The 23554-nt window shown below is 62.5% G+C and carries 19 protein-coding genes and 1 pseudogene; 6 read left to right on the plus strand and 14 right to left on the minus strand.

From position 1 onward, the window contains the following. Positions 1-139: 139 nt before the first annotated feature. Positions 140-1984: a strawberry notch C-terminal domain-containing protein gene (locus BSL82_RS13685; RefSeq protein WP_072597919.1), complete on the minus strand. Its 1845-nt coding sequence runs from the start codon at positions 1982-1984 to the stop codon at positions 140-142. A gap of 74 nt (positions 1985-2058) precedes the next feature. On the opposite strand from BSL82_RS13685, the gene BSL82_RS13690 reads away from it, so the two are divergent. The 3 genes from BSL82_RS13690 to BSL82_RS13700 are packed head-to-tail and all read left to right on the plus strand — an operon-like array spanning position 2059 to position 5497. Beyond that, positions 2059-3588, plus strand: a complete 1530-nt coding sequence (locus BSL82_RS13690; RefSeq protein WP_503660806.1) for a tyrosine-type recombinase/integrase — start codon at positions 2059-2061, stop codon at positions 3586-3588. After that, positions 3582-4496 (plus strand): tyrosine-type recombinase/integrase, encoded by a 915-nt coding sequence (locus tag BSL82_RS13695; RefSeq protein WP_072597921.1) that lies wholly within the window; start codon positions 3582-3584, stop codon positions 4494-4496. Before BSL82_RS13690 ends, BSL82_RS13695 begins: the two co-directional genes overlap by 7 nt. Next, the gene (locus BSL82_RS13700) at positions 4493-5497 is read left to right on the plus strand and encodes a tyrosine-type recombinase/integrase (RefSeq protein ID WP_072597922.1); all 1005 of its coding nucleotides are present in this window, start codon (positions 4493-4495) and stop codon (positions 5495-5497) included. Before BSL82_RS13695 ends, BSL82_RS13700 begins: the two co-directional genes overlap by 4 nt. Positions 5498-5635: 138 nt before the next feature. Here BSL82_RS13700 and BSL82_RS13705 read toward each other — a convergent pair whose 3' ends face one another. The 7 genes from BSL82_RS13705 to BSL82_RS13735 form a co-directional block, all read right to left on the minus strand. Beyond that, positions 5636-5890: a methylase gene (locus BSL82_RS13705; protein WP_418361280.1), complete on the minus strand. Its 255-nt coding sequence runs from the start codon at positions 5888-5890 to the stop codon at positions 5636-5638. A gap of 156 nt (positions 5891-6046) precedes the next feature. Further along, positions 6047-7051: a tyrosine-type recombinase/integrase gene (locus BSL82_RS13710; protein ID WP_072597924.1), complete on the minus strand. Its 1005-nt coding sequence runs from the start codon at positions 7049-7051 to the stop codon at positions 6047-6049. After that, complete coding sequence (locus BSL82_RS13715; RefSeq protein ID WP_072597925.1) at positions 7048-8403, minus strand: tyrosine-type recombinase/integrase; 1356 nt, start codon at positions 8401-8403, stop codon at positions 7048-7050. Before BSL82_RS13715 ends, BSL82_RS13710 begins: the two co-directional genes overlap by 4 nt. Then, positions 8400-9632 carry a site-specific integrase gene (locus tag BSL82_RS13720; RefSeq protein WP_072597926.1) on the minus strand — a complete coding sequence of 411 codons (1233 nt, stop codon included), beginning with the start codon at positions 9630-9632 and terminating at the stop codon, positions 8400-8402. The genes BSL82_RS13715 and BSL82_RS13720 overlap by 4 nt, the downstream gene beginning before the upstream one ends. Positions 9633-9738: 106 nt before the next feature. Beyond that, a complete protein-coding gene (locus tag BSL82_RS13725; protein ID WP_083579211.1) occupies positions 9739-11922 on the minus strand; it encodes a strawberry notch-like NTP hydrolase domain-containing protein in 2184 nt (727 codons plus the stop codon). A gap of 81 nt (positions 11923-12003) precedes the next feature. Then, positions 12004-12858: a DUF7146 domain-containing protein gene (locus tag BSL82_RS13730; protein ID WP_066521740.1), complete on the minus strand. Its 855-nt coding sequence runs from the start codon at positions 12856-12858 to the stop codon at positions 12004-12006. 116 nt (positions 12859-12974) lie between these two features. Then, the gene (locus BSL82_RS13735) at positions 12975-14279 is read right to left on the minus strand and encodes a replication protein RepA (RefSeq protein WP_037456189.1); all 1305 of its coding nucleotides are present in this window, start codon (positions 14277-14279) and stop codon (positions 12975-12977) included. Positions 14280-14827: 548 nt separating this feature from the next. Between BSL82_RS13735 and BSL82_RS13740 the strand changes: the two genes are divergently transcribed. Together BSL82_RS13740 and BSL82_RS13745 are read left to right on the plus strand one after the other, a co-directional pair. Next, entirely contained in the window at positions 14828-16030 is a 1203-nt protein-coding gene (locus BSL82_RS13740; protein ID WP_037456192.1) for an AAA family ATPase, read from the plus strand. Between the two features lie 267 nt (positions 16031-16297). Next, entirely contained in the window at positions 16298-17275 is a 978-nt protein-coding gene (locus tag BSL82_RS13745) for a ParB/RepB/Spo0J family partition protein (protein ID WP_007406427.1), read from the plus strand. A 35-nt stretch (positions 17276-17310) separates the two neighbouring features. Here the strand turns inward: BSL82_RS13745 and BSL82_RS13750 are convergent, their stop codons facing one another. Both BSL82_RS13750 and BSL82_RS13755 read right to left on the minus strand, forming a co-directional pair. Continuing rightward, positions 17311-18195: a DUF4238 domain-containing protein gene (locus BSL82_RS13750; RefSeq protein WP_066521739.1), complete on the minus strand. Its 885-nt coding sequence runs from the start codon at positions 18193-18195 to the stop codon at positions 17311-17313. A 12-nt stretch (positions 18196-18207) separates the two neighbouring features. Further along, positions 18208-19134, minus strand: a complete 927-nt coding sequence (locus BSL82_RS13755) for a hypothetical protein (RefSeq protein ID WP_007406383.1) — start codon at positions 19132-19134, stop codon at positions 18208-18210. Positions 19135-19608: 474 nt separating this feature from the next. Between BSL82_RS13755 and BSL82_RS13760 the strand changes: the two genes are divergently transcribed. Continuing rightward, complete coding sequence (locus tag BSL82_RS13760; protein WP_048575059.1) at positions 19609-20499, plus strand: recombinase family protein; 891 nt, start codon at positions 19609-19611, stop codon at positions 20497-20499. Positions 20500-20523: 24 nt separating this feature from the next. Here BSL82_RS13760 and BSL82_RS21120 read toward each other — a convergent pair whose 3' ends face one another. From BSL82_RS21120 to BSL82_RS13775, 4 genes and pseudogenes are all read right to left on the minus strand, one after another. Continuing rightward, positions 20524-21057 carry a hypothetical protein gene (locus BSL82_RS21120; RefSeq protein ID WP_226998721.1) on the minus strand — a complete coding sequence of 178 codons (534 nt, stop codon included), beginning with the start codon at positions 21055-21057 and terminating at the stop codon, positions 20524-20526. A 171-nt stretch (positions 21058-21228) separates the two neighbouring features. Further along, positions 21229-21651: pseudogene (locus BSL82_RS21830) on the minus strand (TniQ family protein); the annotation flags it as partial. Next, positions 21648-22571 (minus strand): TniB family NTP-binding protein, encoded by a 924-nt coding sequence (locus tag BSL82_RS13770; protein ID WP_048575057.1) that lies wholly within the window; start codon positions 22569-22571, stop codon positions 21648-21650. The pseudogene BSL82_RS21830 and the gene BSL82_RS13770, both read right to left, overlap by 4 nt. A 188-nt stretch (positions 22572-22759) precedes the next feature. Then, positions 22760-23524: an IS6-like element IS6100 family transposase gene (locus BSL82_RS13775; protein WP_001389365.1), complete on the minus strand. Its 765-nt coding sequence runs from the start codon at positions 23522-23524 to the stop codon at positions 22760-22762. Positions 23525-23554: the final 30 nt, after the last annotated feature.

Here is a 23554-nt window from a genome sequence, read left to right on the forward strand (position 1 = left end):
GGGTAACTCCTTCTGGCGTTCGGGTATTTCCGAACACCACCCCAGCTCCCCCTCCCTCTCTCTCAGGCGTGCCTGAGGTCGCTTAGAAGTACGCCGTGCGCGCGTGCCGATCGGACCGTCCTCATCGCCGGAAGACCGGTCAGGGCGAGCCCGAGACGATCCGCCCGACGATCTCGGCTGCCGTCGGTACCGGCACGAAGACCCTGGTCCGGTACTGGATCACCTCGGTGAAGCATCCGATCGACTTGAGCCAGGCGAGCTGCGCCGGCGGCGCACCCACCAGCTCGATCCGGGGTGATCCGTTCACGAGGGAGCGCTTGATGCACATCGGGAACGGCCGTGCCAGATCGACGCTCCGGCCGGTCAGCGCGGATTTCACGAGGTCGGTGGGCGGGAGATTGTCGGTCCGGTCCAGGCCGAGCTTCGTGAAGAGCTGCACGACGTGATCGTCAAACACCAGGCGGCCGAGCCAACTGTTGCCCTCCTTGTCCGCGATGCGATTGACGACGAGGTGGTCGTTGGGAAGCGCGGACCAGATCGGGAGAAGGAGGCCCGTCGCAAGGCGGATCGTTTCCGTATCGACTTTGTTGGCCGCCTCCTGTGCTTCTTCCAGCCACTTCTCGGAGAAGAGCTGGCGATCGATGGGGCTCCAGGCGCTTTCGAACAGCTCTTGCTCGCGCATATATTCGCGCCGCGTGGGACGGATGAGTTCGAACCGCGGGATCGGTGTGCCCTCCTTCTCCTCCATGAGGGCGCGGGCGCGGGTCTGCAGCGCAACCATCCCGGACTTGGCGTTCATCAGATAATCGGCGGTGCCGTCATTGTCGGCGATGCGCAGGACCCGCTCAAGGGAGACCGGCGTCCGCCGCCGAGCGATCTCGATCGTGAGCAGATGAGAGGTCGCGCCACTGACCGGGTCGGTGCGCAGCACGGTGTCGTCTATGAGGGTCGCCGTATCGACCAGGATGGTTTCAACGCCGACATCGAGCCGTCCGGCCTCGCGCGCGGCCGATACGCGCGTCTCGACGAGTGCGAGGAACTCGTCGAAGATCTTGTTCTGCAGCGCGATCGGCAGCGCCAGGATGCGGTTGAGCCACCGCTGGATCGGCGGGAGGTCGTCCTTCATGACGCCGTCCTTGTCGCAGAGCTCGAGACCGGTGCGCTTCTCGAACTCGGCATGGGAGACGCTGGTCAGCTTCCCTCCGACGAGCAGATGAAACCAGCTCACCAGGGCCGCGCAGGCATATTCACTTTCGAGATTGTCGGCGGGATCGAACAGGTTCTGACCACCCGTCTGGCGTTGACCGCGGGTGAGCGCGCCCAGGCTGTCGAGCCGGCGGGCGATCGTGCTCGTGAAACGGAGCTCGCCCTTGCAGTCGGTCGTCACCGGCCTGAACAGGGGTGTGCTCGCCTGATGGGTGCGATGGGTCCGGCCAAGGCCCTGAATCGCGCGATCGGCCCGCCAGCCGGGTTCGAGCAGGAGATGAACGCGCTGCTGCTGATTGGGGACGTCTCGAGAGGCGTGATAGGAGCGCCCAGTGCCGCCCGCATCGGAGAAGACGAGGATCCGCTTGCGACCCTGCATGAACGCGGCGGCCTCGGCCTGACTGGTCCTGGTCGAGCGACTTTCGAGCTTCTGCCGTCCATCGCCGGTCGAGACGAGGCGCTTCGTGCGCCCGGTCACCTCCGCAACATTATCGTGACCGAAATGCTCGAGGATGCCCTCCAGCGCCGACATGATCGGCGGAAGGGCGCAGAGATTCTCGATGAGCTGGGCCCGCGCCGCTTCGGCCTCGGGATTGTAGACGGGGTTGCCCGCCTCGTCTTCCATCGGAACCGAGCGCTGCGCGCCGGTCTCGTCGGTGAAGATCCGCATCTGACGGGTCGGGAAAGCGCGCTCCAGATAGTCGATCATATATTCTTTGCAGTCGCAGTTTATGTCGAGTGTGGCGGCGGGAGGCGCAGGTTTCCTTCGGTTTTCCATGATTTCACTCCAGATAATTATCGTTCCGTCGACCTCAACAAGTCGAAGGAACGACCATGCCAAGAAGATCATTCGTGTCGTTTGGGCCTGCGCCGAGCAGGGTCGAAGATCCGCCCAACCCTGACGCCCTACTCACCGCATTCCTCTCCTCTCTGTCGCTCGACGAGAGGTCGGCCTGTGCGGTTCTGTATGGCGCGGCTGTCCGCCATTTCCTGCATTGGCTGGAACTGCATGGGATCGCGATCCGCACGATCGACGATCGGGCTGTTTGGCGGTTCGAGAAGCACCGGTGCCGGTGCCACCGGTATTCGGCGCAGCAGCCAGTGTATAAGGCGGACATTGCAGCGCGGGTCAGGCGCTTCGTCCGCTTCCTTGAAGATCAAGGCTATGTCCAGGTCGACGACGGGATCGACGATCTGCCACGGCACCTCGCCGACTATTCCGATGCGATCGATCACCTCCAACTCGCGCAGGGACCGGCGCAGTCCTATCGATCCGAGGCCGAGCATGTCGTGGCCTGGCTTCGCATTGCACGACGACGGTGGGTCGATATCGACGACACGATCATCGACCAGTACGCCGCGCATGATTGTCGCTGTCCGGTCTGGCGTAAGCGAGGAGAGCTGGTCGCCTCGGGCATGAAGCGGCGGCGGCGCTGCGCTCGGCACTTCGTCGAGTTTCTGCGAGGTCGGGGCGTCATCCCATCGGTCGAACCGATGGCGGACGATGACCCGCACATGGCGGCATATCTGACATGGCTCAAGCAACATCGCGGCGCGACCGACGAGACGATCCGGCGTTACCGGACCGACATCACGCGGCTCATGCCCATGCTCGGCGAGCCTTCACAATGGGATGCAGCCGCTCTCAGGCGCGCGTTCCAACGACGAAGCAAGGAGACGCCGGGTTCGGCATCGCTGCTCGTCACGATATTGAGGAGCTACATACGGTTCCTGATCGTCCAGGGTGATTGCCGTCCGGCATTGTTGCACGCGATTCCATCAGTGCAGCGCTACCGCCTTTCGACGCTGCCCGGCCACGTCGACCCGGCGACGATCGAGAAGATCATCGCAGCCTGTCCAGCAGGTCGTCCGGTGGAGGTCCGGGACAAGGCCATCATTCTCCTGCTCGCCAGGCTTGGCCTGCGGGCCGGTGATATTCGTGACATGCGCCTCGACGATATCGACTGGCGCTCCGGCCACCTGACGGTCAAGGGCAAGACGCGTCGGCCCGACCGTCTGCCGTTGCCCCAGGATGTCGGCGACGCGATCCTCGCCTACCTGGCGACAGCTCGTCCCAAGTTCGGCGAGGAGCATCTGTTCCTGCGCGCACAAGCCCCGTTCCGGCCATTCCGCTCGTCCGCCGAGATCGCCGGCATCGTCGCTCGCACACGCGAGCGCGGTGGGATCGAAGGGGTGCCGACCGGGTCGCACATATTCCGGCATTCGCTTGCCACCAACATGCTGCGCGCGGGCGCAGGCCTGGAGTCCGTTGGGACCATCCTGCGTCACAGCTCGCCCGAGACCACTGCCATCTACGCCAAGGTCGATCTGCCGATGCTCATGAAGATCGCGCAGCCCTGGCCAGGAGACCTGCCATGCTGAACATGCACATTTCCAGATACGTCGCGCTGCATCGCAGCCTGGGGCGGAAGTTCTCAGAACAGGAACGATTGCTGCGCCAATACGCGGATTTCGCCGAACGCTCCGGTGACCGGCACACCCAAGTCCAGCGCATCTACGACTGGTGCCACACGTCGAGCTCGCAATATGTGGCCCGTCGGAGGTTCGACACCGCACGTAACTTCAGCCTTTTCGCTCACGCCGAAGATTCAGGCCACGAGGTTCCGCCTAACGGCGTCTTCGGCCGGGGCAAGCGGCCACGCCCGACGCCCACCATCATTGAACCGGACCAGGTGCGGGCGATCATGACGGCGGCATTGGAGGTTCCACCCCAAGGCACGATCAGCCCATACACGTACCATTACCTGTTCGGCCTGCTGGCGGCGACAGGTCTCCGGATTTCCGAGGCCCTCGCTCTACAATGCGACGATCTGGTCGAGGATGGCCTGATCGTCCGCAACGGCAAGTTCGGCAAGCAGCGGCTGATTGCCCTGCAGCCATCGACGCGCCAAGCACTCGAAGCCTACATTGCCATCCGCGAGAAGCACGCGGCCAGGGGCAACGACCTGTTCGTCACTATCCGGGGACGGGCACCGCACAAGGTGCGCGCCCACATCGTGTTCGTCAGATTGGCCAGGCTTCTCGGATATCGTGGACCAACCGGCACGTCAGGCATGAGACTCCACGATCTGCGGCACACCTTCGCTATCCGCTCGCTGGAGTCCTGCCCGCCCGACAGGGAAGCCATCGCGCACCACATGGCCGGACTCAGCGTCTATCTGGGGCATGCATCGGTCGCCAATACATATTGGTATCTCGAAGCCACTCCGGTGCTGCTGCGCGACATCGCTGCCGCCAGCGAGCAACTTTACCGGGGAGAAGCGGCATGACGGCGCTCGCTCCGCATCTCTCGGCATACCTGCGTGAACATCTACCACGCGAACGCGCTGTCAGTCCGCACACGGTGAAGACCTATGCCAACTGCTTCGTCTTGCTGGTCCAGTTCGCGGCCGATCGGCTGAAGCGTCGGCCGACCGATCTTGAGATCGAGGATCTCGGCGCCGACATGATCATGGCCTTCCTTGACCATGTCGAGACCGGGCGCGGCAGCTGTGTGCGGACCCGCAACGGCAGGCTCGCCGCGATCCGGTCCTTCTTCCGGTACATTGAGTATCGGATTCCGGCCTGCCTGGATCAGGCCCTCCGCGTCAGATCGATCCCGACCAAGAAGACCGACAAGGCGCTGATCGACTATCTCGACCGGGCCGAGATCAAGGCTTTGCTCGATGCCCCGGATCCCCGCACCCGCCTTGGCACCCGCGATCGTGCGATGCTGCATCTGGCCTATGCTGGCGGGCTGAGGGTGTCGGAACTCGTAACGCTGCAGCTGCGCGATTTCCCGGACCGCTCCCTGTCCACCGTGCACATCATGGGCAAGGGTCGGCGTGAACGGGTCCTGCCGCTCTGGAAAGAGACCCAGTTCGTATTGTGCGCATGGCTTGCGATCCGCCCTGAAGCCGAGGTCGCCGAGATATTCCTCAATGCCAACGGGCAGCCCATGACCCGGGACGGGTTCGCATTCCGATTGGCCGAGCATGTCCAGACTGCGGCAACGAAGCAACCGTCGATCCTGGGCAAGCGCGTCACACCGCACGTCCTGCGCCATTCCTGCGCAATGCATACGCTCGCGGCCACCGGGGACATTCGCAAAGTCGCGCTGTGGCTCGGCCACGCCAGCATCCAGAGCACCGAGACCTATTTGCGCGCCGATCCGGAGGAGAAGCTGCAGATTCTCGCAGCCCACGGTGCCCCTGCCATCAAGCCCGGGCGCTTCAAGCCGCCATCCGATGCCCTGATCACAATGCTCACCGACGTTCGAAGGCGGGCCTAGCCAGTCTCCGGACATCCCCCCTCGCACTCATATTATCTGGAGTGAAATCATGGAAAACCGAAGGAAACCTGCGCCTCCCGCCGCCACACTCGACATAAACTGCGACTGCAAAGAATATGTGTAATGTTGAGCTCAGCATTACATATATTCCCGGGGCGAGAGGTCGATCTCGAGGTCCGCGCGGTCGTCGGGGCTGAGCGCGCCTAGTCTCCGGTCAAGAATGGACTCGGCCGTCGTGACGAGCTGCATCACGACTGACTGCCCCGCGGCGAGATGCTCGTGGACCGCGGCGATGACGGTGGGGAGCTTCATGGAGAGCAGAACCTGTCCGAAAAAGCGCTGCTTCGTGGACTCGAACCGCGAGCGCGCGGATGCCTTGGCGCCGCTGTTCAAAGTCGCGTTCTCAAGCGCATCGACGATGCCGGTCAGTTCGAGCGCCTTCTCCAAGTTCTGGTGAATGATCGATTATCGCGAGGTCGCGATAATGTGAAGGAACGCGGCGCAGGCCCGCAAAGCCGCGGAACACCCCGCCACGTCCTTCGCATTATTTCACAGGGTGTCGAGCCACTCCATCAGACTTGCATCCCGCTTCCACGAAGGAGGAACGTTGCTCGCCGCCGGCGCGCCCACCTGTTCCAGCGCCTTTCGCTTGGTCTCCAGATTAGCCTGGGCGTAGTGGTTGGTCGTGTCGAGGCTGACGTGCCCCAGCCAACTGCGGATGACGGTGATATCGACCCCGGCAGCGACGAGGTGGACGGCTGTCGCGTGCCGGAAGCTGTGCGGGGTCACATGTTTTGACCGAAGCGTCGACACGGATTTTGCCGCTTCCTCCACATAAGTGGCAAGCTTGAACCGCACTCCCGAGGCGCCCAGCGGTTCACCGTATCGGTTTACGAAGATGCGCTCACCTGTTGCGCGTGGCTGTCGCTCCAACAACTTCTTGAGCAACGTCACGGTTTCCGGCCAGAGCGGACAGATGCGTTCCTTGCGCCCCTTGCCGTAAAGACGCACGCAGGTCGGCGCTTCGAACCGGATCGCCTCAGCACAGAGGTCGAGCGCCTCCTGGATGCGCGCGCCACTGTTATAGAGGAACGAGAGCAGCACATGGTCGCGCGCGCCTTCGATTGTCGACCGGTCGGGCTGTGCGAGGATTGCCTCAACCTCCCCTGGCTCGAGGTAGCAGGGCGCAGAAGTGGGCTCCCGCTTGAGCGGGACAGTCAGGACCTCGGCGCATTGCGCGATGTATTCGGGATCCTTGTCAGCCACGAAGCTGAAGAAGCTGCGGATCGCGGCGAGCCGGCAGTTGCGTGTACCGATCGTGCCCCTGCGCCCATGCTCGGTATGGTGGAGGAACGCGCGCACCTCGCCGGCCGAGACGTCGGCCAGCATGATCCGCGCGACCCCGCCGCCTTTTCGCTCCGCGATAAACCGAAGCAACAACCGCCAGGTGTCGCGGTAGGACCGGATCGTATGGACAGAAGCACTGCGTTGCTCGGCCAACCATTCCTGGAAGAACGCCCGCAACAACGCGGGGAACGGATTGCTCTTTTTCATGACAGCGCCTCCATGTTGAGGCATGGGGCGCCGACAGCGCGGAACCGCTCGCTTGCTTCCTGCAACAGATCCTGCGTGACGGTGATGTAGACCAACGTGGAGTTGATGTCCCGGTGGCCCATATAGGTGGAGAGGTAGCGTAGCCTGTCCTGCGGGTTGATGCCGGATCGGTACCATTGGAGGATCCGGTTCACGACCATTGAGTGACGCAGGTCATGAACACGCGGCCCCGTCCGCCCGAAGGGCGGTTTGAACCCGGCTCGACGCATGACGTTGGTGATCATCGTTGAGACCACCACCGGGGCATAGCGATCATTGAAGTGGTCATGCCAGAAGAGCCCGGACCGCGGATCCTGCGGGGCGCCGGCGCGCCGCCTTGCATCGATATAGGCCCGTAATTCGGCCATGACGCTGCCGGTTAGCGGCAAGATCCTGGTCTTGTAGAACTTCGTTTCCCGGATCGTGATCGTGTCCGATTGAAGGTCCACGTCACCCAGATCAAGCCCGGCGAGTTCACTACGGCGCAGTCCGGCACAATAGGCCAGAACCACCATCGTGTAGAGGGCCATAGGCCGCAGCGGAGCATCCGGCGACGGATACGAGCGGGCAACATCGAGCAACCGCCGGACGTCGGCCGGACTGAAGATATGCGGCCGTCGATGCTCGCGCGCCACTTCCCGCTCCGACCGGGCGTTGAAGCGTTTTGGCGGGATTCTGGGATCAAGGCGATACCGCGCCTTGGTCAGGATGCGCCCCAGCTTCTGACATTCAGCCGCGTGGTTGCGGGTCGGCTTGGCAGTTGCCCAGCGCGCCAGCATTGTCTCAAGCGATGCCCCGGCAAGTTCGGGGTTCGCCTGGAGGAACCGATCGAACCGCAATAGCCAGTGAGCCTGGGTCTCATACTGATAGCCCCGGCTGCGCATCAACGCGACATGCTCGCGCATGAAGTCCCCCAGCACGCTGCCGTAGGGCGCAGGCCGTCGCAATGCGGCCAGGGCTTCGTCGGGATTGGGGGAAGCGAGAGCCCGCCAGATCGGCTTGTTTTGTTTGGCGTTGTACTGACGACGAAGCACGGCAACGGGATTCTCGGCGATCAGCCCGATTTCGACGAGGTGTTCGAGGAAGCGATCGACAATGCAGACCTGGTTGAGCAGCGTCGGCATTCGCCAACGTTTTTCCATTTCCTTCAGCCAGACGTCGAGCATCTGCCGGTCAACCGCCGGATGACGTCGGGCTACATCCTCGAAGCTGCGAAGGAACCAGCGATAAGTCGGTCTGCTTCCCGGCCGGAACTGCGATTTTTCCAAGAAGGCGTCAACAACGGTGCAATCGGGATCGTGCCAGGCGCTCATGACAGCATCTCCGAGCCGGGTACATCGAGCGCCACGGCTCGGAGATCATCTGTCGCCAGCTTGAGATAGGCATTGGTGGATTCGATTGATCGATGCCCGAGCACGTCGCCGATGATCTTTTGCGGGACCGACGCCCGCAGTAGTTCGACCGCTCGCGCGTGGCGGAAGACATGCGCTCCTCGCTTTCCCGGCGGCTCGACGCCTGCGGCTGCTAACCGCCCGCGGATCATGCCGTACAGGTTTGTCATTGCGATGTAGGGCGCGCAGGATCGGATGAAGATTTCCCGCCCCTCGACCTGGGGGCGCCCATGACGCAGATAGTCGAGCAGCGCCTCACCAACCGGCGCCAATAGCGGCATGTAGGAGTACGCATTGGTCTTGGTGTGACGGATACGCAGGGATTCTCCGCGCCAGTTCACGTCTTCAAGCCGAAGGCGGCAGATCTCACCTTCGCGCAACCCATATGTGGCAAGCAGTTGAAGTACCGCAAAATCGCGCATTCCTCGCGGCGATCCGTCCTTCTTCGTCGTCGCCAACACCGCGGCGATTTGGCTCTTGTCCAACGTCGAGGGCACGTCTTCATAGGCGTAGAGCATGGGGCCGATGATGTGCGGCGTGAGATCAGTCGGGATACGTCCCGTCCGATGCAGATAGCGCACCACCGACCGGAGCCGCTCAGCGACGTCGGCCAATGATTTGCGCCGTAATCCAGGCGCGCGCATGTCCATGTAGAGATCGACCTCCACGATGCTCAACGTGCCGAGGCTGGCAGCACCGCCCCGTTCGAACCGCCATCGCAGGAAGTTCCGTGCCTCCCACATAAGCGCCGCGATGGTAGCGCTTGCCAGACCGCGCTCGTCGCGCAGCCATGCCTCGTATTCGCAGCAGATCGCCTGCCGATACGCGGTTTCCGGTTCGGTCATCTCCGGCTCGGGCGGCCATTTGCCTTGGGCAAGCCGGAGCAGCTTGTTGATCGACGTGCGGGGCAACATCTGCCAGCGCGCACAGGGAGGCCGGCCGTACTGGGCTTCGAAATCCCGAATTGCATAGGCAAAATACTGATCGACCTGCGCGGGCGTCACAGTTTCTACCTGCATGTCGCACTCGGCCAGATAATCGAGAAACGCGCGGGCGTAGAGGCGATGGTTCGCTACGACCACCGGGTTGTAATTCTGCGTCGTGAGCAAATTCGAGAGTTCGGCGATCAACTCGTCGTGCAATTTCAACATGCTTTTATCCTCAGCTGGTTCAGAGACCGCCGAGGTTCGCAACCAAAATAATGCGCAGCAACATCGCACGAACAACACAGGAATTCGGCGCTTAGGCCGCGTTCCTTCACATTATCGCGACCTCGCGATAATCGATCTTATGCGCAGCTGCGCATAAGACCTGCCACGCGTCCGCATAGGTGTCGTAGATCTCGATCTGCGCGGCGGTCAGCTCATGGCGCAGAATGTCATATTCGACACCTGCGAAGCTCAGTGCGCGGGCCATGTAGAGGCCGGTGGCCTTGAGATCGCGCGCGACCAGCTCCATCGCGGCGATCCCGCCTTTGCTGATGCTGCTGATGAACTGCTCCCGGTCGGGGAAGGCGGTCCCTGGGCCCCAGAGCCCCAGTCGGACCGCATAAGCGAGGTTGTTGACGACAGAGGCGCCGGTGGCTGAAGCATAGAGGACGCGGGCCGCGGGCAATTGGTTCTGGAGGAGCACGCCGCAGATTCCCTGCTGGGATCCATCCTTGGTGCCGAGAGCGCCCTCCCCACCCGCAACGCCGCCCATCTCGTGGGCCTCGTCGAAGGCGATGACACCGTCAAAATCGGCCCCGGCCCAGTCAACCAGCTGCTTCAGGCGACCGTAGTCACCACGCATCGAACGCAGCGTCGGATAGCTGACGAACAGCACGCCCTGGTCGAGGCTGATCGGCTCATCGATCTTCCAGTTGGAGATGGGCTGAATGTCGCCGTTAAGGCCGCCAAGGGCCGTCCAGTCGCGTCGCGCGTCTTCGAGGAGCGGCGCATTCTTCGAGACCCAGATGTTGCGGCGGCGGCCCTGGAGCCAGTTGTCGAGGATGCAGGCCGCGATTTGACGACCCTTCCCCGCCCCCGTGCCGTCGCCCAGGAAGAAGCCCTTACGATAGGAATGGCCGTCTTCGGCCAGCACGAGGCCGACACCCTCCTTGTCGGGTCTGAAAGTGCCTGGGATCCACTGGGTCCAGGCATGCCCCGCGTAGACGACCGTCTCGAGTTGGGAGGCGGAGAGCAGCCGCTCGGCGACGGTGCGCTCGGGCAGCGCCGGCACATACTCTGGGACCGGCGCCGGGATCGAGCCCATGGCGACAGATTCGACGAGCGGCGTTGGATGCTCGCCAGCGCTCGCGAAGCTGATACGGCTCGGTCGATATGGAAGATAGACGCCGCTCTGCTCGAGCAGCGGCGCCGGCGTCTCAAGTTTCGCATATTCGACGGGGAGCACGTGGTTGCGTGCCGGGGCATGGTAGGCGCGGGGCGCCGGACGGCTGCTTTTGACGGCCCGGAAGAGCGAAACTCCACCTGAGCGCTTCGGCGCCGACGCTCCGCGATCGGGCTTCGCCGACGATCGTTCGGGGATGATCAGGATATCGAGCAGCTCGGCAACGGACGAACGCTGGATGAGCGCGGGGGGCGACCGGCCGGGGACCTTGTCGATGACAAACAACCGCACGGCGATCGAAGTCCCATGCTTCAGGTAGCACTTCTCGAGACGGACGGCCGCCAGGACGCTCACGTCGCGCAGGATCGTCTCATATTGCTCACGCATGCGTGCGCTCGGGCCAAACCAATCGGGCATGATGGCAACGAGCCGGCCGCCCGGTTGAAGACGGCGCAGCGCCGCTTGCAGATGACGGACTGCGGCATAGTCGTCGGCGCCGCGGCCGACCGACCTCGAAAAGGGCGGGTTCATCAGGATGAGGGTTGGTCGATCGACGCTTGCGAGGGTGGAATTGATGGTCGCACCATCGTGCCCGGTGATCGATGCTGAGGGGAAAGCCGCCTTCAATCGGCCACGGCGGAGCGGATCGAGCTCGTTCAGATGGAGCGATTCGACGTGACGGAGCTGCGCGACCAATAGGCCGTTACCCGCGCTCGGCTCGAGCACGATGTCGTCGGGCTGGACGTTGGCGAGAAGCGTCATAACCGCAGCGATGTCGACAGGTGTCGAGAATTGCTGCCATTCGATCTGATCCTCGCTGCGAACCGTCTGAGTGGGCAGGCGATCGGACAAGTCGATCAGCGCGCGGACGTCGCCGAACGCCGCAATTTTTTGGGCGCTCGACTGAAGATGGATGGCAAGGGCATGCTCGAGGAGTTCAAAGCTGGCGCGTTGTGTCCAGCGACCGTCGGCATCAGAACCGCCGAAGGCCTTGGTCATCGCGTCGTTGAGGTGACGACGCTGAATGGCCTCGTCGGAGCGCAGACGGGGTAGAAGGAGGCGCACGGCCTCGCGCTCAGCCTGGGCGGCCGCTTCGAAGAGATCGGACATGGGTGTGGTCTCCAGAGTGGGCTGCACCCTCGGCAGCGACACCCTTTCGATCCCCCTCCCCTCTCCTCCGGCGCTTCGCGCCTAGACGCGGCTCTGCTGCGCTCGGGCATCGAGCGCCTTTGCCCAATCCTTGTAGATTGGCGGCGGGGGCGCGCGTTCGATGATGAGGCCCGACCGGGCGTAATGCGCTTGGGCACTTTCGGCTGCCCTGCGCCCTTCGGAATCGTTGTCCTCGGCGACCAGGAGCGTTGTGACCGTGGGCGGAATGACGAGCTGGTTGAGCCGACGTGCGCCGAGTGAAGCCCAGCACGGGAGGTTGCTCAGGCGCGCGAAAGCGTCGGCCGTCTCAAAGCCCTCGGCGATGGCAAGGGTGTTGCCCCCTGCCCCGCCCCGCCAAGCGCCGTGCCCCGGGGCGCCAAGCATGACCTTGCGCGTGTAATGGGCGGTGTCGGGGTTCAGGAATATGCGTTGAATTGCGACCAGACGGTTTCCCTCGCGCACCGCTACCAGGAGAGCGGGTTCGAAGATCGTCTTCGGCTTGGGCAGGTAAGGGCAACGCGGATGGAAGCGAAGATCGCGTGGTGGTGGGAGGAGGTTCCGGCACTGGAGGTAGCGCTCGGCAAGGGTGCCCGGAACGTCGACCGCCTCATTCCAGATTCTTTCGACGTTCATCGGCCGCGGCGAGTCCGCCAAGGCGGGTGGCGGATAATGGCGACCCGGGCGAACAAGGCGCAGTTCACGCAGGACGTCTTCGCGCGAGCATCCTGCGAAACAGGTGACGAGAATGCAGCGATCCCCTTGCCGAATCGACAAGCTTGGATCGCGATCGCTGTGTGCGGGACAGCGGCACATCGCGACATTGCCGCTCCACGTGCCGCCCAGGGCCCCGACAATGTCGACTATCTCCTGCGATGGCCGTCTGGCTGTAAGCGGCATAATTCTACCTCCTGCTTACACGCTCGGCCCCTCCTTTCCTCTTTTCGGTCGGTCTGAGACTTGGAGACAGATTCAGCCTGCGCTCGCCTCAACGCGAACGGCTCGGAGATCATCGGTTAGTCGTCGCTTCGATTCGCGCGGCGTTCAGCATAGGCGACGACGAACTTCTCCCAGATCCGCAGCCACTCTGAATCGGTGCGCGGCCGGCTAAAATCGGGGCATCCCTTGCGGAATGCAGCCGCCATGTCATCCACTGACCACGGATGGCCCTTGGTCAGCGCGATCTGGCGGAAGACGGCCTCACGCGTGCCGTATGAGAGAGACCCGGCGGGGAACGGAAGAGTCGGCGCATCGTCCTTCGCGGGCGCGGACTTCGCTGCATGGGCCGGTTTGACCGATGATCTCGGTGCCGTTTTCGGAGCCTCGCCCCCGACGAGTCGAAGGTGCGGCCCCACGAGCTTGCGCTCCAGCGGTGCCGGTGACGGATGAAGAATGACCTTCCGCCCGGAGAGATCGACATTTGCGTTGGGATAGACCGCCGACACGATCTGCATGGTTTCGCGGACGGTCTGTCGGAAGCGCTTGCTGTCGGCCTCGTTGCCAAGGTGCTTGGCGAGCTGGTCCCATGAGATAACCTGGCCCTTGTCGGATCCAATCCGCGGGAGCCGGTAGGCAAGGTAAGTGTAGAGATCGAGCGCCGTTGGCGTACCCTTGAGCTCGCGGATGGCGATCTCATTGAGTGGCACGGCATGGTCGATGAGGTGCGAGTAGAACGCCTCGGACATACGGATTTCGCGCGCGAATGAGCCGTTCTTGTCGAGCGAACCGGCATATTCGTTGGAAATCTTGACGTCCCGGACAGCGAAGGCGTTGTCTTCCGTGTCGGTGCCGTCCCAGCGGATCTGCCACTCGCACGCCAGCAGCCGATCCACCTGCTCTCGCATCAGGTTCGCCGTCCCGCGTGGTCCATAAGACACGGTCTGGTAGCCAAGGCGGCGCATCCACTCGGTGAAATTGCGGCCAAGATAAACGTCCCGCGATTGCTTCATGACCGCCTGAGAGAGGAGGTAGATCAGGGCAACGCGTGGATAGGCGCCATAAGGCACACCAAGGCTTCGCATGACGGACTTGCCGTCGACATTCTGAAGCACTGGCCTGGGATTGATGGCCAGCGCATATTTGCCGTCCTCACGGACGATGGGCTGAGTGTCGTCCTTGGGCCGCTTGGTTGGCAGCGACATCGCACAAAGCGCGGAGTGGAGGAAGGCAGGAACCGGTTCTTCGTCCTGGACGCGCAGGAATGCGTCCAAGGTGAGCTGGGTGCCGGCGGTGGTGGCGAGCTTGCGGACGCTCTCCTCGCCGCCGTTGAGCATGGCTAGTGCGTACTGATGCCCCAGCGGCCTATGCTGATCCCCATTCATGGTCTGCCCTTCCCCCCGAATCTACCGGGGGCTGTGATGGGCATGTCTCAACAGGTTTGAGGCGTGAAATCAACCCCGTTGGCAGTTTGGGAGGGGAAAAGGCCGCGAGAGTTGCAGAAACACCGATGATGTCGGTGCCGTTCTGCGCCCTCCCCCTGCCCTCCTTCACCCAAAATCGAAAAATCAAAACGATTCGCGAATCGGTTTTTTATAGGGTGATTCTAGTAATAGGTATGAGCTCTGAGATCATCGGTCGACTCGCACCGAGATCATCGCTGATACGCACCGAGATCATCGCAAAGTACCGAGATCATCGGTGGTTATCCACAGGTAGCCGTTTGTCGCCACAATCCCAGCGCCAGACTTTGCAGCAACACGCAAAGGCACGGAGATCATCGGTCGCAGCCGCCGCCGATTGGCCAGAAAGCGCGCACATGCGCAAGGGGCTCGGAGATCATCGGTCAACTTGTAAGTCTGGTGGCCATTTTCTTGCTCGAAACCGCCAACGTGGCTATCATGGCGCATCAAACCCACAGAAGCGGACTGAGATGGCTACCGACCCCTCCCTAGCACAGCCGGACGACCTCATCGAAGGTGGTCTGGACGTGCTCCACAGAAAGTCGTTGACGATCCTCAAGCGCATTCGTGACAGCGCGGTTGATCCCGAAACCGGTCAGAAGAAGGGTCCGACCTTCCCGATTTCGAAAGCTGCTGCACTGGTCGGGCGGACGGCATCTGCTGTCCGGGAAGCGGAGCGCGACGGCCGCCTCCCCGCTCGAGGGCGGACGGGCTCCGGGCATAGGCTGCAGTATACGCTCGAAGAGCTTGATCATATGCGCGAGGTGTTTGGAACGCGTCCCTGGCGCGAGCCAACCGATACCCCGGCGATCATCTCGGTCTGCAACTTCAAGGGGGGCGTCGGCAAGTCGACGATCGCGCTGCATCTCGCCCAGCATTTTGCCATCAAGGGCTACCGGGTCCTGTTCATCGACTGCGACAGCCAGGCGTCTTCAACCATGATGTTCGGCTATCGCCCCGACGTGGACCTCGACGAGGAAGACACGCTTTACGGGCATTTTCACAATCCGGAGCTGCTTGGCGTTCGCAAGATTATCCGCAAGACGCACTTTCACAACCTCCACCTGATCCCGTCGAACCTGCGACTTTATAATCTCGAGTATGAGATCGCCGGGCACATGGCGCGAAATCAGAACATGGAGATCATCGACCTGATCGCGCAGGCCATTGATGAGGTGGTCGATGACTATGACGTCGTGATCATGGACCCGCCGCCGGCATTGGGCATGGTGTCGATGGCTGTGCTCCAGGCCGCTAACTGCATGGTCATTCCGGTGCCGCCGAGCCTTGTCGACTTCGCCTCGACGGTATCTTTCATCGACATGACGCGAACGACGATGAAGCAGCTCGAGCAACTCGCGGGGCGGGGAAGGCCGGCCTACAACTTCATCCGGCTGGTCGGCAGCCGCGTGGACGAGAGCAAGTCGATGCACCGGGAGATACTGTCGATGATGCGGCAGGTCTTCGGTGGCTCAATGACGCAGTCGGTGATGGTCACCAGCGCCGAAATCGACAATGCCAGCTCCAGGATGAAAACCGTTTTCGAACTCGACAAGCCCGTCACGTCGCACGAGGTCTACAACCGCTGCATGAAGCATCTCAGCGACGTTTGCCAGGATATTGAGCAGGACGTTCTGCGCACCTGGGCGAGCAGGGCAGGGGGCCGAATTTAGGGAGAGTTGCCACGTGGCAACTCCGATATTTCTCACGTCGGCGAGCACGGGCAATCGGGGAGTGAGACGAAGCCGGATCACCGAGTTGCCACGTGACAACAAAGTGGAAGAACCCAATAGAAGCAATATGTTAGGTAGGAATACCATGTCAGATCGCACACGGCAGGAACGTCAGTGCAAGCGCCTGGGGGCGGCGCAGTTGCCACGTGGCAACTCTGGCCTGTTGGCACCCGTCGGCGAGGGCAAGAGAGAAGGAGAAACGGGCCGATGAGCAAGGGCAACAAGGGCTTCGGCTCGATGTTCACAGAGGGGCTCGACGACGAGGAGAACCTCGATAAGGCGACCCCTGCGGACGGCATCATGGCAAGTCGCAGCCAGACGCTCGCGCGCATCGCGACGGGGAAAACGGTCGCCGACCGGACGGAGTGGGTCGATCCGGAGCGGTGCCGCCCATGGCGGATGCACAATCGCGATCTGGATCATTTGAACGAAGATAGCTGCCGCGATCTCATCGACTCCTTCCTCTCCGCCAAGAAGCAACGGATCCCCGCTATCGTTCGGCGTCTGAAAGATGACCCGAACTTCGACTTCGAGATCATCGCCGGCGTCCGCCGTTGGTGGACGGTGAAATGGCTGCGAGCGCATCACCACCCGGAGTTCGAGTATCTGGTGACGATCCAGAGTGTCACGGACGAGGAGGCGTTCCGGGTTTCAGATGTCGAGAACCGCTCGCGTAAGGACATCTCGGATTGGGAGCGGGCCAAGGAATATACGGTGGCGCTCGCGGAGTTCTACGAGGGCTCGCAGTCGCAGATGGCCGAGCATTTAAACCTTTCCAAGTCGTGGCTGAGCCGGCTTCTCGACGTTGCGCGCTTGCCCGAACCAGTTGTCGCGGCGTTCTCCGATACGCACGACATCACGGTACGCGTCGCGCGTGACATCAAGCCGCTTACCGGAGATCCGAAGGCGCTGGCGAAGATGCGCGAAGAGGCTGAACGCATCGAGGAAGAGCGCAGCCAGAAAGGCTTGAAGCTGAGCGGGCCGGAAGTCGCGAAGCGGCTCGTGAAGGCGACTGTCGCGCCAGCCGTGAAGGCTGCCGCCGAGAAGGAGATCACCGGCAAGGGGGGCAAGGTCATCCTGCGCTACACGAAAGCGCGGGGAGGGGGGCTGACGATCAAGGTGCCGCCGAAGGCTGAGGCGTCGCCCGCCGAGCTTTTGAAGGCGATCGAGGGGCTGCTGTCGTAGGGTGATGGAGCGCGGCGTCTGGCGAGGTCGCCGCCTTATATGGCGTCCCGCTTATATTTGTCGGCGATGCTCTGCGTCACGGAGTGGCGGCTTCGCAGGCCGAAGTTCGCGCGGATGAAGTCGCCGGCTTGACGCGTCCTCGCGCCTACGAACGCCTGGGCATGTCCCACGGTCGACCGGTTCTGCCGCGTGATCAGTTCTCGCTCGGGTAGGCTCACGATCCGATTTGCCAGCGTAGTGGACCCGGCAGCAACGAAGAGGGTCTCCGGTCCGATCGGAAGAGTGACATAGGATGAGGCACTACCAAGCCAGGCGAAGCTGACCGGCACGTCGAGCGGCCAATCGGAGACGAACAATTCCCGGCGATTGTTCGTCTTGATTATGCGCCAGTCCATGTTGATGAACGCTCGTCCGCGATCCGCGTCGTCGATGACCAAGCGCAGGACTTCCATCTGAAGCGCGCTCACGGCCTCGGGCGGCAGCGCCCCATCTTCGCCGCGCAGCACGGACTTCGCGGCCTCTGCGCTTGCGAGAGCGCCGACGGCGTCCTTCATGCCGCGCATATCCAGCGGTGTCCGGAACCACAGCGACATGACGAACCGGCCCCAATCCGAGCATTGCGCGTCGCTGAGCGAGTTGACCTTGCCGTCGAGGAGCAGCGCGTGAACCTTGGCCGCAGCGTCATCGATCACCTGCATGAACAGGGTTTCCATCTGCTGGGCATGCTCGGGCGGGAACCCGATCGTCTTGTACAGGTCCCGCTCGAAGCAGACGCTCTTGGGTGATGCAGGACTGCTCTCGATCTCCCCGATCCGATTGCGCCGATAGCGCAGCAGGGTGTCGCCATCCTTCCACTGGTCGAGGAGGAACTGCGGGATGAAGTGATGCCGGGACGGAGGGTTCTGTGGCTTGGATTGCACGGTGTCTGTGGTTCAAGAGGGATGAGCAAGTGAGGCGAGTAGCTTGCGCGCGCCTTGCGGGGTGACCTTCAACAGGCGCGCGACAGCGGCCGGCTGAAGGCCCGGATAGGCAAGCTGCAGGCGGGCAAGGAGAGGGGCCTTGCTCCGCTTCGTGACGGCCAGATCGGTCTGGATGCGCGACGCCGCACGCTCGATCGCGTCGAGGTCGCGCAAGCCAGCATGCGCCGTCCGACCGATCGCCTGGGCCAAGGTCTCTGCCAGATCGGCGGGGGAGGGGGGCAGAAACTTGGACATCAGGATGAACGAGGGGATCACGCGGGTCGTGAAGCCAGCGCGGCACAGCATCCGCGGTACGGCGGCGGCGATCAGCCAGTTTCGATCGCGTCCACGGGGAGGCAGCTCGAGAGCGCGACCATCGACGCTGACGACATCCCAGCTGCCTGGTGCCGCTGGTTCGGTCAGCGCGAACAGCTGGAAAATGCGGTTGGCGACAGAGAGGAGGTCACCGGAAGGGAAGGGGGCGTCCGCCACGGTTCGCAGCTGTCGCCACATCGGCCCGAAGTGCGCCAAGTCTTCGGCCGCATAAACCTTCGCCTCGGTGCGGTCATCGAGTACCGTACGGAGCACGTTGAGCGTGGCGCGGCCGAGCGAATCCTTGAGATCCTCGTCGCGGCTGAGCGCAAGGTGGAAGACGGCGGCAACCGAGATCGGATCGTTGAGGCCTTCGGAAGCGCGGGGAGGGGGTGTGCGGCCGGCGATCCAGTCCTGCAGGTCGCGCACCGCGATCGGCACGCCGGCGAGGCCGGCCAGGACGGTGGCGCCTTCCAGGCGCGAGCGCGCGAGAAAGATGTCGGCGCATGGACTACCGTGCAATCGGCCATCGAGGCGCCCGAGCAGGAGCAGGCTGTCGTCGGCGCGCAGGTTGTCTGTCCGCGTCATAGGATGGCGACAATGCCATGGCGGGAAACCAAAGTCAGCAGTTCGTTTCTACATCCGTGACCTCCCGAAAGTGGACATTCGATAATTGCAGTTATCACATAAGCATATTTGACGAGTCTATATAAGGTGCCGTAAGCATCGCTGTCGGTTTCCCTATACGACCGGACTCTCGAGGTTAGCGTGATTTAGGCTGCCTGAGGGTTCCCAAACCGCCGGATTCTGAGCCCTAAACGACCGGACTGGCTGCTCAATGAGGGCCGCATCGCGCAAATATGCGCCAATTTCCTGCCTTTTCGCTTTCAGTCGCGATTTCGAAAAGCCTCGCCATCCATGGACCATCGCGGCGATCGAACCATCACGTCCAGGAGAAAGGATCAGACGCCGTTCCCGCGATTTGTGCTGTCGTTCGACAGGCTGATTTTCTATCACACGGGGGCAACCGTTCGGTTGCTCCCATTCTATGGATTGTGACAGATGGCTTTGATTGGCTATGCGCGCGTCTCGACGGACGAGCAGGACACGGCGGCACAGCTCGACGCGCTGCGTGCCGCTGGCTGTTCTGAGATCCTGGAAGACAAGGCGAGCGGAGGAAGCCGAAGTCGGCCGAACCTCGGACGAGCGCTCGCACGGGTAGGGCCCGGGGACACATTGCTGGTCGTCCGGATCGATCGCCTGGCGCGCTCGCTGTCGCATTTGCTCGAGATCGTCGAGACACTGCGCGCCAAAGGCGGCTACTTCCGTTCGATCAACGACCCGATCGATACGTCGAGCGCGCAAGGCATGCTGATGACGCAGATGCTCGGCGCGTTCGCTGAATTCGAGCGCGCACTGATCAGGGAGCGTACGCGGGCGGGTCTGAAGGCTGCCGGGGCGCGCGGCGCAAAACCGGGAAACCCGAAGATGCGCGCCCGTGATGCTGCAGCAATTGAGGACATTCGCTATAGCCTCAAAGAGCGCCATCTCAACGAGCTGCTCGATGGGCGCCATCGTTGGCTGCCGATCGTCCAGAGACTGAGGCCGCACTTGCCGTGGGGCCTCGTGCTCAGGCACATCCGGGCTATCACCCCGCCGACGCGGTCGTTCACCGAGCGTACGTTGGTGAAGGCGTGCCGAACTTTGGTCAACGCCGGCTACGCAGCCCCGGAAATCCTTAATCCGGCGCCGCGGTTGCCCCCAGACGCTCGGGTAGCCCTGCTTGTGGCGGACCGTATGAAAACCCATCCGGGGGCAACGTTGCGCGACATCGCATCCTGGTTGAGCAAGGATCTGCGAGAGCCGACGGCGCGGGGAGGGTTGGTGTGGTCGCCGCAAGGGGTCAAACGGGTGATTTCACAGGCCCGGAGCCTCCACTTATTGAAGGATTGAACCAGCACAAAGCAGCGTTGATCTCTATCCGACAGACATCCGAGGTAAGCCTGAGCCCGCCGCTGTAGCTGCGCGTCGAGATTTTCGTGCTTTGCGCTGCTGAGCGGCACGGACTTGTCGAACAAACGTCTGGGACCATCGGCCATCCGGCGCCAGGCAGCGTTCGATTTCACAGGGGTCCACCGTCGACACGAAGGTTTCGATGGCTGAGGGTTGGTTTGAGCCGAATAGCGTGACTCCGGTTGCGTGGGTAGGGTCCAGGATCGCGCAGACTGCGGCGAGGAGGCAGCGACGTTTGGCCATGCTCGCGACAGCCAGCGGGAACGGAGCTTCACTCTCGAAGAAATCCGGCCGCAACCGGCCGGGGGTCATCGCTGGCGATATGAACGCATTGAGCGGGATGTTCGATCGTGTGTAACCCCAATAGTTGCGCGCCAGGAGCCGAGAAATATCGCGCACTTCACCGAGGAGCTGGCTTGCGGAGGTGAAGTTGAAGCGGAACTGGTCCGGGGTCTTGCCTTGAAGGGCTGTGAAAACCTCGGTTTCGAATGCGATCACCCGATCCCAGCATTCCTGCAAGTCGGCGCCAGCGGAGAGCACTGCGGGCAAAGAGCGCTCAAGAGGTCTCCAGCACTCGGCGCAGAGCATGCGCAACGGCCCGCGTGCTGACCCGACGATTTGCCAGTTGAAAGCGTTGCACACGCTGCACCGCTCTTCCAGCGGCCAGCGGTGCCGATGACAGAAGCATGAGGCGGCCAATACCCAATGGTGCCGGATATGAGCTGGTCGATGTGCGGCAAAATCTTCCGCAAGGCATCGGTTGCACCAGGATAATCTCAGTCGTGGCGCTGATCGGAAGCACTCTTGCTCGGTTGCGAATGGCGGCCGATCCCAAGCGATAAAGTCGAGTGGCAGTGCAGGATATCGCTGCGCCAAGGCGTTTGTCGCCAGTTGGGATGATGCGACGTTGAACGTTTGGGCAGCACCATTGAGCCACCGCGTGGTCGGGCGGATGTCCGGGTGGCACCATTGCCCTGTGCGGTCGCGGACAGCTGTCGGATCGGCAAGTGTGCGTCCCCTACGTTGGTAGATTCGGCGCGCATACCAGGAGGTCAGGAGTTCGTCGGGGAAGGGCGCAAGGTGCGCGTTCATGCCGCGCGTCGGCGCAAGGCCCGTTTGGTGCTGGCGATGACCTGCATCGAGACCAGCGGCAGCAAGAGTTGGTCATCGTCGAAGCTGCCGGCGTCGATCATCTCGCGGCCATCGCGGATAGCAGCTATTGCGACGGCCTCCATCAAACGAAAGATTCGACCGGTCACGCCCGCAGTGAGCGCAATAACATGTTGCCGCACTTCGTTGGTGTCGAGACGAGAAGGGCGACGGAGGGGGAGCAGGCCAGCGAAACTCGCCATCAATTGTTGCAAAGCGTGGTCATTGCGCCAGGCAACGAGCTCGAACGCTCCGAAGCGGTCGGCAAGGTTGGGATCGGTGAGAACGGCGATACGGGCGTCCTCGGTACCGGCGCAGACGATCGGGATCTTAAGATCGTTGGTCAGGAAACGAACGGTGTTGAGGAAGATGCGCTGCTGACGCGGCGAGCCTGCCAGCATCTTGTCGATTTCATCGAGGACCAGGACCTTGGTGCCGAATTCGGCCAGAGTTCGCCGCGCCAGCGCGCGCAGCGTGCGCAACGATACGTGGCTGAGCTCGGCATAGTTCATGGCGAGCATCAGTTCGGTGTAGAATTCTTCCTCCGTCGGCTGCGGGGGCATTTGCACCACGACCACCGGCATCGCCGTGAGCCCGGCACACTCATCATATTTGGGCGTATGGAGCTCGGCGAACCGGTTCAGGATTTCGCTTTTGCCCATCCCGGTCGATCCAAACAGCAACAGGCAAGGCATCCTACCGCGCTGCGGGTATGTCAGCAGATCCTCGAGCCGGCCCAACGCCGCCACGGATTGGGGCAGGGACACCCAGCGATCGCGTCGCAGCCAGTCTATGCGCGTTTCTGCGGGCAAGTCGGCCTGTTCGCGGTACGCAGGGAAGAGGTGATCGTTGAAATCGGTCATGATCGCTCCTCAATCGAGAAAGGCACGATAGGCGGTACCTCTTCAGGTTCGCTCGACGACGGCACCGCCGGAAGGGAGGCAAGCGCGGTAGTGGCTGGGGCACCCGCATCAAGGGCATAGGCTATGCGCTGCGCGGCTCTGTTGCAAAGATTGGCGGCAGTCAGAGGTAGGCTGTCGCTCTGCGCCGATCAGGCGGCTGCTGCGAAATGGTGGTTGAGCATGCCCATGGCCTCCGTCAGCGCCGAGGGCCCAATGCCAAAAGCTCTCTCCACAAGGCGCACCTCGCCCCTGATGCCGGGCTGCAGGCACCAGGGGCGAGCCTGTCCTTTGCGCAGGGCTCGCATGACTTCGAATCCCTTGATCGTGGCATAGGCCGTGGGGATCGATTTGAAACCGCGCACCGGCTTGATCAGTATCTTGAGCTTTCCGTGATCGGCCTCGATCACGTTATTGAGATACTTCACCTGCCGGTGGGCCGTCTCCCGGTCCAGCTTTCCTTCGCGCTTCAATTCGGTGATCGCTGCACCATAGCTCGGCGCTTTGTCGGTATTGAGCGTGGCAGGCTTTTCCCAGTGCTTCAGGCCTCGCAGGGCCTTGCCCAGGAACCGCTTCGCTGCCTTGGCGCTGCGGGTCGGCGACAGGTAGAAATCGATCGTGTCGCCCCGCTTGTCGACTGCCCGGTACAGGTAGGTCCACTTGCCCCGCACCTTGACGTAGGTTTCATCCAGGCGCCAGCTCGGATCAAAGCCACGCCGCCAGAACCAGCGCAGCCGCTTCTCCATCTCCGGGGCGTAGCACTGGACCCAGCGATAGATCGTCGTATGGTCGACCGAAATGCCGCGTTCCGCCAGCATTTCCTCAAGGTCGCGATAGCTGATCGGATAGCGACAATACCAGCGCACCGCCCACAGGATCACATCACCCTGGAAATGGCGCCACTTGAAATCCGTCATCGTTCCGTCCGTCCAATCTCCGCCAAGCAT

It is taken from the genome of Tardibacter chloracetimidivorans (assembly GCF_001890385.1).
GTDB lineage: Bacteria > Pseudomonadota > Alphaproteobacteria > Sphingomonadales > Sphingomonadaceae > Tardibacter > Tardibacter chloracetimidivorans.

Bases quoted from the DNA above. Each gene is read 5' to 3' on its own strand.
- BSL82_RS13710 (WP_072597924.1), bottom strand. From the start codon at position 7,051: ATGAAAAAGAGCAATCCGTTCCCCGCGTTGTTGCGGGCGTTCTTCCAG.
- BSL82_RS13735 (WP_037456189.1), bottom strand. From the start codon at position 14,279: ATGAATGGGGATCAGCATAGGCCGCTGGGGCATCAGTACGCACTAGCC.
- BSL82_RS13740 (WP_037456192.1), top strand. From the start codon at position 14,828: ATGGCTACCGACCCCTCCCTAGCACAGCCGGACGACCTCATCGAAGGT.
- BSL82_RS13755 (WP_007406383.1), bottom strand. From the start codon at position 19,134: ATGACGCGGACAGACAACCTGCGCGCCGACGACAGCCTGCTCCTGCTC.
- BSL82_RS13695 (WP_072597921.1), top strand. From the start codon at position 3,582: ATGCTGAACATGCACATTTCCAGATACGTCGCGCTGCATCGCAGCCTG.
- BSL82_RS13760 (WP_048575059.1), top strand. From the start codon at position 19,609: ATGGCTTTGATTGGCTATGCGCGCGTCTCGACGGACGAGCAGGACACG.
- BSL82_RS13715 (WP_072597925.1), bottom strand. From the start codon at position 8,403: ATGAGCGCCTGGCACGATCCCGATTGCACCGTTGTTGACGCCTTCTTG.
- BSL82_RS13685 (WP_072597919.1), bottom strand. From the start codon at position 1,984: ATGGAAAACCGAAGGAAACCTGCGCCTCCCGCCGCCACACTCGACATA.
- BSL82_RS13725 (WP_083579211.1), bottom strand. From the start codon at position 11,922: ATGTCCGATCTCTTCGAAGCGGCCGCCCAGGCTGAGCGCGAGGCCGTG.
- BSL82_RS13720 (WP_072597926.1), bottom strand. From the start codon at position 9,632: ATGTTGAAATTGCACGACGAGTTGATCGCCGAACTCTCGAATTTGCTC.
- BSL82_RS13700 (WP_072597922.1), top strand. From the start codon at position 4,493: ATGACGGCGCTCGCTCCGCATCTCTCGGCATACCTGCGTGAACATCTA.
- BSL82_RS13730 (WP_066521740.1), bottom strand. From the start codon at position 12,858: ATGCCGCTTACAGCCAGACGGCCATCGCAGGAGATAGTCGACATTGTC.
- BSL82_RS13745 (WP_007406427.1), top strand. From the start codon at position 16,298: ATGAGCAAGGGCAACAAGGGCTTCGGCTCGATGTTCACAGAGGGGCTC.
- BSL82_RS13770 (WP_048575057.1), bottom strand. From the start codon at position 22,571: ATGACCGATTTCAACGATCACCTCTTCCCTGCGTACCGCGAACAGGCC.
- BSL82_RS13775 (WP_001389365.1), bottom strand. From the start codon at position 23,524: ATGACGGATTTCAAGTGGCGCCATTTCCAGGGTGATGTGATCCTGTGG.